Source organism: Streptomyces sp. NPDC001599 (assembly GCF_042893535.1).
In the GTDB taxonomy this organism is placed as follows: domain Bacteria; phylum Actinomycetota; class Actinomycetes; order Streptomycetales; family Streptomycetaceae; genus Streptomyces.
On the sequence record NZ_JBIAVA010000004.1, the window covers coordinates 324,059 to 335,343 of the forward strand.

Below are 11,285 nucleotides of genomic sequence, written 5' to 3' on the forward strand. Positions count from 1 at the left end.
ACAAAGCGGGATTCGGGCAGGCCGGACCGGGGACCGGCGGGTGGTCCGGTCCCCGTCCCGGCCTGCGGTCGGGGGCGCGCGATCAGCTGTTGAACGCGGCGTCGAAGGAGGCGCTGGGCGGCTCGAAGTCGAAGGCCTTGAGCCGGGTGAGGGCCTCGGGCGCGCCCTGCAACCGGTCCATCCCGGCGTCCTCCCACTCGACGGAGACGGGCCCCTGGTAGTCGATGGAGCGCAGCATGCGGAAGACGTCCTCCCAGGGGACGTCGCCGTGCCCGGCCGACACGAAGTCCCAGCCGCGACGGGGGTCGCCCCAGGGCAGGTGGGAGCCGAGCCGCCCGTTGCGGCCGTCGAGGCGCTTGCGGGCCTCCTTGCAGTCGACGTGGTAGATGCGGTCGCGGAAGTCCCACAGGAAGCCGACGGGGTCGAGGTCCTGCCACACGAAGTGGGAGGGGTCGAAGTTGAGGCCGAAGGCGGGCCGGTGGCCGACCGCCTCCAGGGCGCGCTGCGTGGTCCAGTAGTCGTAGGCGATCTCGCTGGGGTGCACCTCGTGGGCGAACCGCACGCCCTCGGCGTCGAAGACGTCCAGGATCGGGTTCCAGCGGTCCGCGAAGTCCTGGTAGCCGCGGTCGATCATGGACTCGGGCGCCGGCGGGAACATGGCGACCAGGTGCCAGATCGCCGAGCCGGTGAAGCCGATGACGGTGTCGACGCCGAGCCGGGCGGCTGCGCGTGCGGTGTCCTTGATCTCGGCGGCGGCGCGCTGCCGTACGCCCTCGGCGTCGCCGTCGCCCCAGATGCGGGCGGGCAGGATGGCCTCGTGGCGCTCGTCGATGATGGCGTCGCAGACGGCCTGGCCGACCAGGTGGTTGGAGATGGCCCAGCACTTGAGGCCGTACTTGTCGAGCAGCTGGTGCCGGGAGTCCACGTAGGAGGGGTCGGCGAGGGCCTTGTCGACTTCGAAGTGGTCCCCCCAGCAGGCGAGTTCCAGGCCGTCGTAGCCGAAGTCGCGGGCGAGGCGGCAGACCTCCTCCAGCGGCAGGTCCGCCCACTGTCCGGTGAAGAGCGTGAAGTTGCGTGGCATGGCGCTGCCGGCCTCCTCAGGGGGTGATCGAGGTGTAGACGGAGTTCTTCTCGGCGCTCTCCTCCACGGCCGCGAGCACGCGCTGCACCTGTAGCCCGTCGGCGAAGGAGGGTTCGGGCCCGCGGCCCTCGGCGACGGCGTGGACGAGATCGCGCGCCTGGTGCACGAAGGTGTGCTCGTAGCCGAGTCCGTGGCCCGGCGGCCACCAGGCGTCCAGGTAGGGGTGTTCGGGTTCGGTGACGAGGATCCGGCGGAAGCCGGCGTGCTCCCCGGGCTCGGTGCCGTCGTGGTACTCCAGCTCGTTGAGCCGTTCCAGGTCGAAGGCGAGGGAGCCGCGCTCGCCGTTGAGTTCGATGCGCAGGGCGTTCTTGCGGCCGGTGGCGTACCGGGTGGCCTCGAAGGAGACCAGGGCGCCGGAGGTGAGGCGCCCGGTGAACACGGCGGCGTCGTCGACGGTCACCTGTCCCGTCACCCCGTCCGCCGAGCCCGCGGACAGTCCCCGGGGGGCGCCGGCGGGCAGCGGGCGTTCCCGTACGAAGGTCTCGGTGAGGGCGGAGACGCCCGCGATCCGCTCGCCCGACAGGTACTGGGCGAGGTCGACGATGTGGGCGCCCAGGTCGCCGAGCGCCCCCGACCCGGCCAGCTCCTTGCGCAGCCGCCAGGTGAGCGGGGCCTTCGGGTCGACCAGCCAGTCCTGGAGGTAGGTCACCCGCAGGTGCCGCAGGCGGCCGACCCGGCCCTCGGCGACCATCCGGCGGGCCAGCGCGGTGGCGGGGACCCGGCGGTAGTTGAAGCCGACCATCGCCAACTGGCCCCGGGTTGTGGCCTCCTCGGCGGCGCGGGTCATCGCCTGCGCCTCCTCGACGGTGTTGGCCAGCGGCTTCTCGCACAGCACGTGCTTCCCGGCGGCGAGCGCGGCCAGCGCGATCTCGGCGTGGCTGTCGCCGGGGGTGCAGATGTCGACGAGGTCGATGTCGACCCGTTCGACCAGGGTCCGCCAGTCGGTCTCGGTGCTCGCCCAGCCGTGCCGGTCGGCCGCCAGGCGGACGGCGTCGGCGTCCCGCCCGCAGATCGCGGCCAGCACCGGGTTCAGCGGCAGGTCGAAGACCCGGCCGGCGGTGCGCCAGCCCTGGGAGTGGGCGGCGCCCATGAAGGCGTAGCCGACCATGCCGACCCGCAGGGGCGGTCTGGTCGCGGACGCCCCCGTCGCCGCCCCGGCCCCGGCACCGGTCCCGGTATCGGTCCCGCTGTCGGTCCCGGCGGCTGCCTCCTCGGCCCCGGCCCCCTCGGGCTGCTGCGGCTGTCCCATGCGGATGTCCTCCTCGTCGTGGTGGCGCGGTGGGGTGGGCCCCGCCCCGGCGGCGGCTGGTCAGGCCGCTGCCGGAGCGGCAGCCCTCACTTGAAGCCCGTGGACATGTACTGGTCGACGTTGTCCTTGTCGACGACGGCCGAGTAGCAGGTGACGGTCGAGGGGATCTCGAACTCGGCGAGACCGCTGACGCCCTTGCCCTGCCCGAGGGCGCGGGCCAGGTCGATCGCGGAGGCGGCCATGGTCGGCGGGTAGAGCACCGTCGCCTTGAGTACGCCGCTGTCGGCCTTGATGGCCTGGAAGGCGGAGAGCGCGCCCGCGCCGCCGACCATCAGGAAGTCGTCGCGTCCGGCCTGCTCGATGGCGCGCAGCGCGCCCACGCCCTGGTCGTCGTCGTGGTTCCACAGGGCGTCGAAGTCCGACTGGGCCTGGAGCAGCTGGGCCATCTTGGCCTGGCCGGACTCGACGGTGAACTCGGCGGCCTGGCGGGCCACCTTCTTGATGTTCGGGTAGTTCTTCAGGCCGTCGTCGAAGCCCTGGGTGCGCTGCTGGGTCAGTTCCAGGTTGTCGATGCCGGCCAGCTCGATGACCTTGGCGTCCGACTTGTCCTTGAGCTTCTCGCCGATGTAGTGGGCGGCGTTGAGACCCATGCCGTAGTTGTCGCCGCCGACCCAGCAGCGGTAGGCCTGGGGGCTGTTGAAGATCCGGTCGAGGTTGATGACCGGGATGCCCGCCCGCATCGCCTTCAGACCGACCTGGGTGAGGGCCTTGCCGTCGGCCGGCAGGATGACCAGGACGTCGACCTTCTTGTTGATGAGGGTCTCGATCTGGCCGATCTGCTGCGCGGTGTCGTTGGAGCCCTCGGTGATCTCCATGGTGATCTCGGAGTACTTCTCGGCGCGCTTCTTGGCCTGGTCGTTGACGGCGTTGAGCCAGCCGTGGTCGGCCTGCGGGCCGGCGTAGCCGATGGTGACCGGCTTGCCGGGCTTGTCGTCGGCGGCCGGCTGGGTGTCCGCGGCGGCCTTGTCGTCGCCGCTGTCGGGGTCGTTGCTGGTGCACCCGGCGAGGACGGCACCGGCGGACACGGCGGCGGCCCCGAAGAGCATCCCTCTGCGACTCGTGAGCTTCGTCATGACGGTGAACCCTTTCCTCAATGCGTGCTTGCGGTACGGCGCTGGACCAGCACGGCGGCGACGATGATCGCGCCCTTGGCGATCTGCTGGACGTCGCTCTGCAGGTTGTTCAGGGCGAAGATGTTGGTGATCGTGGTGAAGATCAGGACGCCGAGCACGGAGCCGAGGATGTGGCCCCGGCCACCGGTCAGCAGCGTTCCGCCGATGATGGCCGCGGCGATGGCGTCGAGTTCGTAGAGGTTGCCGTTGGTGTTCTGGCCGGAGCCGGCGAGGGCCACCAGCAGGAAGGCGGCGATGCCGCAGCACAGCCCGGACAGCAGGTAGAGGTAGAGCCGCTGGCGGCGGACGTCGATGCCGGCCAGCCGGGCGGCCTCGGCGTTGCCGCCGACGGCGACGGTGCGGCGGCCGAAGGTGGTCCGGTTCAGGACCAGCCAGCCGATGACGGTGACGGCCGCGAAGACCAGCACCAGCGGCGGTATGCCGAGCACGTACGAGTCGCGCTCGGCGAGGTCGAGGACGCTCGGGACGGTGACGACCTGGGTGCGGCCGTCGGTGATCTGGAGCGCGAGTCCGCGCGCCGAGGCCAGCATGGCGAGGGTCGCGATGAACGGGACCATCTGGCCGAAGGCGATGAGCACCCCGTTGACCAGACCGCAGCCCACTCCCACCACGATCGCCGTGAAGAGGATGCCGGCGAAACCGAACTCCTGGGTGGCGACCGTGGTCGCCCACACCGAGGAGAGCGCGACGATGGCGCCGACCGACAGGTCGATGCCGCCGGAGACGATGACGAAGGTCATGCCGACGGTGACGACGCCGATCACGGACGCCTGGGTGAGCACCAGTTGCAGGTTGCGGGTGTCGAGGAACGCGTCGGGCTGGGTGATGCCGCCGATGAGGACCAGTGCGGCGAGCACGCCGAGCAGGGTGAGGGTGCGGACGTCGGCGCGGCCCAACCGGACCCGCCAGGCGGGCGGACCCTCCACGGGTGCCGCCTTGTCGGTGCCGCCCCGTGGCGGGGACACGTGCTGCGTCATGACGCCGGGCTTCCTTCCATCACGAGGTCGAGTACGCGGTGTTCGTCGAGTTCGCGGGCGGGGGCCTCGTGCACGACGCGGCCCTCGCGCAGCACCAGTACGCGGTCGGCGAGGCCCAGCACCTCGGGCACCTCGCTGGAGACCAGCAGGACGGCGAGGCCCTCGTCGGCGAGGCGCCGGATGACGGCGTACAGCTCGGCGCGGGCGCCGACGTCGACGCCGCGGGTGGGTTCGTCGAGCAGCAGGACCCGGCAGCCGCGCAGCAGCCAGCGGGCGAGGACCGCCTTCTGCTGGTTGCCGCCGGACAGGGTGCGCACGGGCACCGCCGGGTTGTCGGGCCGCAGCGACAGCTCGCGGGTCGCCTTGTGCGCCGCGCCGAGTTCGGCGCCGCGGTCGATCCAGCCGCCGCGCGAGAAGCGGGACATGGCGGAGACCGACACGTTGCGGGTGACGGACTCCAGCATCAGCAGGGCCTGGGCCTTGCGTTCCTCGGGGGCGAGCCCGAGCCCGGCGCGGACCGCGGCGCGCACGCTGCCGGGCCTGAGCGGCCGCCCGTCGACGAGGACCTGGCCGGTGCTCGCCTTACGGGCGCCGTAGACCGTCTCCAGGATCTCGGAGCGGCCGGAGCCGACCAGTCCCGCGAGGCCGACGATCTCGCCGGGGCGCACCTCCAGGTCGAGCGGGGCGAACTCGCCCTGCCGGGCCAGTCCCCGGACGCTGAGCACGGGTTCGCCAGCGGGCGGCGCGGTGGGCCGGTCCGGGAAGACGTACTCGACGTTGCGGCCGGTCATCAGCGCCACCACCTCGCTGGTCGGCGTCGACTCGGCGGGCAGCCCGCGGGCCACCGCGCGGCCGTCCTTGAGGACGGTGACCCGGTCGCCGATGCGACGGATCTCCTCCAGGCGGTGCGAGATGTAGACGACGGCGACTCCGTCGGCGGTGAGGTCGGCGACGATGCGGAAGAGGTTGTCGACCTCGTCCGGGTCGAGCGCGGCGGACGGCTCGTCCATCACGATCAGCCGTACGTCGTGCGACAGCGCCCGTGCCATGGACACGATCTGCTGCTGCGCCGCCGACAGCTCCCCGACCAGCCGCCCCGGGTCGACCTCGGGGTGCCCGAGCCGCTTGAGCAGCGCGGCCGTCGACGCCTTGGCCGCCCTCCCCCGTACGACGAAGCCGGCGGCGGTCGGCTCGTGGCCGAGGTGGACGTTCTCGGCGACCGACAGGTGCTCGACCAGGTCGAGTTCCTGGTAGATGGTGGCGATGCCCAGACGCATGGCCGCGATGGGCGAGCGCAGGGTGACCTCCTCGCCGCGCCAGCGGATGGTGCCGGTGTCGGGCTGGTGGGCGCCGGCCAGCACCTTGATGAGGGTGGACTTCCCGGCGCCGTTCTGACCGAGGAGGCAGTGCACCTCGCCGGCCTGGACGTCGAGGTCGACGCCGTCGAGGGCCCGGACTCCGGGGAACGACTTGGTGATGCCGGACATGCTGAGCAGCGGTGGTTCTGGTGCCATGTGAGGTCCCCTCGGCGGGCGTGCGGGCCGGTGTCAGGGCAGAGCAGGGCAGGGGCAGGACTGGGCTGGGCTGGGCTGGGCGGAACAGGGCATATCGGGGTAGAGCGCTGTGCCGGACGGAACTGTGGAGCCGTGAAGAGGTGGAGCCGTGGAGATGTGAAGAGGTGGAGCCGTGGAGCCGTGGAGCGTGGAAAGCGAAGGTGGCTACGCGGGTGAGAACAGGTGGTCGCTGATCAGCCGGGCCGCGCCGATGACTCCGGCGGTGGGGCCCAACTCCCCCAGAACGATGGGCAGGTTGCCGGTCGCCAGGGGCAGCGACTGGCGGTAGACCTGGGTGCGGATCGCGGCGAGCAGGTTGTGGCCGAGGCCGGTCACCCCGCCGCCGATCACCACCAGGCCCGGGTTGAAGAAGCTCACCAGGCCGGCGATGACCTGGCCGGTGCTGCGTCCGCCCTCCCTGATCAGGTCCAGCGCGGTGGCGTCGCCCGCGGCAGCCGCGGCGGCGACGTCGGCGGCGCTGAGGCCTCCGTTCGCCTCCAGCCGGTTCGCCAGCTCGACCGACTGCCCCTGCTCGGCGGCCTCCGTGGCGTCGCGGGCCAGGGCCGCGCCGCTGAAGTGGGCCTCCAGGCAGCCCCGGTTGCCGCAGGCGCACTGGCGTCCGTCGGGCACGGCCTGGATGTGCCCGATGTCGCCCGCGCTGCCGGTCGTACCGCGGTAGACCTCCCCGCCGACGACGATGCCGCAGCCGATGCCGGTACCGATCTTGACGACGAGGAAGTCGTGCTGGGTGCGGGCGACGCCCGCGTGCTGCTCCCCCAGCGCCATCAGGTTCACGTCGTTGTCGACCATGACCGGGCAGCCGAGCTCCTGGCTGAGTGCCTCCCGCACGGGGAAGCCGTCCCAGCCCGGCATGATCGGCGGGGCCACCGGCACGCCCTCGGGGAAGCGGACCGGTCCCGGGACGCCGATGCCGGCGCCGTCGAAACCTTCCGCGAGCCCGGAGGCGCGCAGCTTGGCGGCCATGGAGAGCACCTGCTCGAAGACCGCGACCGGGCCCTCGCGCACGTCCAGCGGCTGGTTGATGTGGCCGAGGATCTCCAGCTCGGCGTTGGTGACGGCGACGTCGACCGAGGTCGCGCCGATGTCGACGCCGAGGAAACGCAGTTCGGGGTTGAGGCGGACGTTGTGGCTGCGGCGCCCGCCGCGCGAGGCGGCGAGTCCGTCGGCCACGACGAGACCGGTCTCCAGCAGCCGGTCCACCTCGACGGCCAGCTTGGACCTGGAGAGGTCGACCTGGTCGCCCAGCTGGGCACGGGAGTTGGGCCCTCCGTCGCGCAACAGCTGGAGCAGTCGCGCTTGGTGGGCGTTAGCGGGTCGTGCGGTCATGCGTCTCACGAGCCCCTCCCCGCCTCGATCGGCCTTGGGTCCGCCGGTTTCCGGCCACGACCGTGACTTGTCGGCGTGGCTTGCTTTCGGAGGGAACGTAGCAGTGGGCGCCGGGTGTGGGAAGAAGTCACGCACGAATTGCTGCGAACTTTCTCCACTGAGTGGACAAAGAAGGGTGCGGCGCAGGACGGCCGCGGACACGACGAGGCCGTCCGGCCCATGCGCCGGACGGCCTGAGAACCCACTGCGAACGGGCTGTGACCTTACGATTCTCCGCGGGCGTGGTACGAGCGGCGGGTGTGCTCGGTGTGCTCGCGCATCAGCCGGGTCGCCGCTTGCTCGTCCCGTTCGGTGACGGCGGCGATCAGCCCGCGGTGCTCGATCCAGGACTGACGGCCGCGCTGGCGGGCGACCGGTGTGTAGTACCAGCGGACCCGGCGGTCGACCTGCGCGGCCAGTTCGGCGAGGACGGCGTTGCCCGCCAGCTCCATGACCTTGCCGTGGAACCGGGCGTTGCAGGCGACGGCGGCGTCCACGTCCTCGGCGGCGACGGCCCGCTCCCCCTCCTCGCACAGCGCCTCCAGGGCCGCGATACCGGCGCTGGAGGCGTTGGCCGCGGCGAGCCGGGCCGCCTCGGCCTCCAGGAGCGTACGCACCGTCAGAAGCTGGTCCGCCTCCTCCTCCGTCGGCTCGTGCACGAACGCGCCCTGCGCGGGGCGCAGATCGACCCAGCCCTCGGTGTTGAGCCGTTGCAGCGCCTCGCGCACGGGCTGCCTCGACACCCCGAGGTGACCGGCGAGTTCGCTCTCGACGAGGTGCTGGCCGGGCTGGAGGGCCCGGGTGGTGATGAGTTCGAGCAGCGCCTCGTAGACACGGTCCCGCAGCGGGCCGGGCCGTTCGAGCCTGGGCACCGCGCCCTGCGGCAGTCCTGCGGACAACATCGGTCCCCCCTCGACGGCCGGAACACAACCAGTACGCGAAGTATTGATTGTCTTTCGTCTACAGTCTACGGCGCGCCCGGGCCGGGACGCCGTGAGGGTGGGCCACGTCACATCGTGGGACGGTCCGGGACGTTCAGGGGCAGCGGACGACCTGCCCGGCATAGGAGAGGTTGCCGCCGAAGCCGAAGAGCAGCACCGGGTCGCCGGTGGTGATCTCGCCCCGCTCCACGAGCTTGGACAGGGCGAGCGGGATGCTCGCCGCGGAGGTGTTGCCGGACTCGACGACGTCGCGGGCGACCACGGCGTTGACGGCGCCGATCTTCGCGGCGAGGGGTTCGATGATGCGCAGGTTGGCCTGGTGCAGGACGACCGCGGCGAGGTCGGCCGGCTCGAGACCGGACCGCTCGCAGGCCTGGCGTGCGATCGCGGGCAGCCGGGTGGTCGCCCAGCGGTAGACGCTCTGCCCCTCCTGTGCGAACCGCGGCGGCGTCCCCTCGATGCGGACCGCGTTGCCCATCTCGGGCACCGACCCCCACAGCACGGGACCGATCCCGGCCTCCTCGCCCGGCGCGCAGGCCTCGACGACGGCGGCCCCCGCCCCGTCCCCGACCAGCACACAGGTGCTGCGGTCGGTCCAGTCGACGACCTCCGACATCTTGTCCGCGCCGACGACCAGCGCCCGGCTCGCGGAACCGGCCATGACGGCGTGGTCGGCGGTGGCCAGGGCGTGGGTGAAGCCCGCGCACACGACGTTGAGGTCCAGCGCGGCCGGGCCGGGGATGCCGAGGCGGGCCGCGACGCGGGCGGCGGTGTTCGGGGAACGGTCGATCGCGGTGGAGGTGGCGACCACGACCAGGTCCACGTCGGCGGGGGTCAGCCCGGCCGCCGCGAGCGCCTTCGCGGCGGCGTGGCCGGCCAGCTCGTCGACCGGCTCGTCGGGTCCGGCGATCCGGCGCGTACGAATGCCCACCCGGCTCCGGATCCACTCGTCGCTGGTGTCGACCATGCCCGCCAGGTCCTCGTTGGTGAGGATCCGGGCGGGCTGGTAGTGGCCGACGGCGGTGATGCGGGAGCCTTGGTGCATGGGTGGAGTCCTCGCTGCCTCGGGGTACGGGATCCACCAGTGTGATCAGTGACCGACGGGTACGACGGCAGGTGATACGACAGGAAACCGGCGCCCGGCTTGTCGGCTTCGGTCAGCATCCTCGGCCGCCCCGGGCCGTCCCCGGTCACCGGCCCGCCCCCTCACCCGGTGAAGAGCTGGGTCGCCTTCCGCACGAGTTCGTAGAGGCCGTAGGCGAGCGGCGCGCCCACCCAGAGCCAGGTGAAGGCGATCAGCGGCCGCCGGTCGGGCGTCCCGGTGGCGTCAGGCGGACTCTGGCTGCGGTCGGGTGACATCGTTGCCCTCCTGCTGCGTCGGGGTGGCGGGTTCGTGGTGCCGGGCGTGGACGGGGCGGACGAGTTCGTTGGCGACGAAGCCGACGACCAGCAGCCCGATCATGATGAGGAACGAGGTGCCGTACAGGGCCGAGCCGTGCCGTCCGGCCTCCTCCTGGTGATCGGCGATCCAGTTCACGATCAGCGGCCCGAGGACGCCGGCCAGCGACCAGGCGGTGAGCAGCCGCCCGTGGATCGCGCCGACCTGGTAGGTGCCGAAGAGGTCCTTGAGGTAGGCCGGGGCCGTGGCGAAGCCGCCGCCGTAGAAGGACAGGACGACCAGGGCGCACAGGACGAAGAGCGGCTTGGAGGAGTCGCCGAAGAGCGCGATCAGGGTGTACATCAGCGCGCCGACACCGAGGTAGACGCGGTAGATGTTCTTGCGCCCGATCAGGTCGGAGGCGGAGGACCAGCCGATCCGGCCGGCCATGTTGGCCGCCGACAGCAGGGCCACGAACCCGGCGGCGGCGGTCGCCGACACCGGCGTGGAGGTGTCGGCGAAGAAGTCCGTGATCATCGGCGCGGCCTTCTCCAGGATGCCGATGCCCGCGGTGACGTTCATGCAGAGCACGATCCACAGCAGCCAGAACTGCGGGGTGCGCATGGCCGAACGCGCCGAGACCTGGACCCCTTCGAGCGGGGCGGGCCGGCCGTCCGCCCGCGCCCTGGGCCGCGGCACCCGTACCAGCAGCACGCCGAGCAGCATGAAGACGGCGTACGTCAGTCCGTGGACGAGGAAGGCGAGGGCGATGCCCGAGTTGTCGGTGCCGAAGGACTTCAGCATCTGCGCCGACCAGGGCGAGGCGATGAGGGCGCCGCCGCCGAAGCCCATGATCGCGATGCCGGTGGCCATGCCCGGCCGGTCGGGGAACCACTTGATCAGTGTCGAGACGGGCGAGATGTAGCCGATGCCCAGGCCGATGCCGCCGACGAAGCCGTAGCCGAGGACGATCAGCCAGTACTGCTCCACCGCCGCGCCGAGCGCGGAGAGCAGGAAGCCGGACGAGAAGCAGATCAGGGCGACGGTCATCGCCCAGCGCGGCCCGTGCCGTTCCACGAGCGTGCCGCCGAACGCGGCGGAGAGCCCGAGCATGACGATGCCGAGCTGGAAGGGCAGTGCGCTCTGCGTGCCGCTGAGGCCGAGCGCGGACTCCAGGGGCGGTTTGAACACGGACCAGGCGTAGGCCTGGCCGATGGAGAGGTGGACCGAGAGAGCGGCCGGGGGAACGAGCCAGCGGCTCCAGCCCGGGGGTGCGACGGGGGGACTCATGGGTCCCCAACCGTAGGCATCCGGAAAGCGCTTGAGAAGACTGTTGAGCAGACAACTACAGAAGCCGATCACTCGACTACAGACCACCACCACTGCTGCACAAAGCCTTGCCGCCCCAACCTCCATACTGTAGACAATATTTCGTCGACAGACACTTTCCAGTTCCTCCTCGGTATC

General features: G+C 71.7%; 10 protein-coding genes. All 10 read right to left on the reverse strand.

The genetic code is table 11. From position 1 onward, the window contains the following. Positions 1 to 82: 82 nt before the first annotated feature. A complete protein-coding gene (locus tag ACFYZ3_RS14090; protein WP_388516469.1) occupies positions 83 to 1,081 on the reverse strand; it encodes a sugar phosphate isomerase/epimerase family protein in 999 nt (332 codons plus the stop codon). Positions 1,082 to 1,097: 16 nt separating this feature from the next. Then, entirely contained in the window at positions 1,098 to 2,390 is a 1,293-nt protein-coding gene (locus ACFYZ3_RS14095; protein ID WP_388516472.1) for a Gfo/Idh/MocA family protein, read from the reverse strand. A gap of 86 nt (positions 2,391 to 2,476) precedes the next feature. Beyond that, positions 2,477 to 3,523: a substrate-binding domain-containing protein gene (locus tag ACFYZ3_RS14100; RefSeq protein WP_388516475.1), complete on the reverse strand. Its 1,047-nt coding sequence runs from the start codon at positions 3,521 to 3,523 to the stop codon at positions 2,477 to 2,479. A gap of 17 nt (positions 3,524 to 3,540) precedes the next feature. Then, positions 3,541 to 4,560, reverse strand: coding sequence for an ABC transporter permease (locus ACFYZ3_RS14105; protein WP_361005120.1), 1,020 nt, complete (start codon positions 4,558 to 4,560; stop codon positions 3,541 to 3,543). Beyond that, complete coding sequence (locus tag ACFYZ3_RS14110; protein ID WP_361005123.1) at positions 4,557 to 6,074, reverse strand: sugar ABC transporter ATP-binding protein; 1,518 nt, start codon at positions 6,072 to 6,074, stop codon at positions 4,557 to 4,559. The genes ACFYZ3_RS14105 and ACFYZ3_RS14110 overlap by 4 nt, the downstream gene beginning before the upstream one ends. Before the next feature lie 204 nt (positions 6,075 to 6,278). Then, on the reverse strand, positions 6,279 to 7,460 hold the full coding sequence (locus ACFYZ3_RS14115; RefSeq protein ID WP_388516479.1) for an ROK family protein: 1,182 nt from the start codon (positions 7,458 to 7,460) through the stop codon (positions 6,279 to 6,281). Between the two features lie 263 nt (positions 7,461 to 7,723). Beyond that, on the reverse strand, positions 7,724 to 8,401 hold the full coding sequence (locus ACFYZ3_RS14120; protein ID WP_356861765.1) for a GntR family transcriptional regulator: 678 nt from the start codon (positions 8,399 to 8,401) through the stop codon (positions 7,724 to 7,726). Positions 8,402 to 8,534: 133 nt separating this feature from the next. Continuing rightward, on the reverse strand, positions 8,535 to 9,485 hold the full coding sequence (locus ACFYZ3_RS14125) for a beta-ketoacyl-ACP synthase III (RefSeq protein WP_388516483.1): 951 nt from the start codon (positions 9,483 to 9,485) through the stop codon (positions 8,535 to 8,537). A 161-nt stretch (positions 9,486 to 9,646) separates the two neighbouring features. Beyond that, complete coding sequence (locus ACFYZ3_RS14130; protein ID WP_016327776.1) at positions 9,647 to 9,799, reverse strand: hypothetical protein; 153 nt, start codon at positions 9,797 to 9,799, stop codon at positions 9,647 to 9,649. Then, positions 9,768 to 11,108, reverse strand: coding sequence for an OFA family MFS transporter (locus ACFYZ3_RS14135; RefSeq protein WP_388516486.1), 1,341 nt, complete (start codon positions 11,106 to 11,108; stop codon positions 9,768 to 9,770). The genes ACFYZ3_RS14130 and ACFYZ3_RS14135 overlap by 32 nt, the downstream gene beginning before the upstream one ends. Positions 11,109 to 11,285 lie beyond the last annotated feature (177 nt).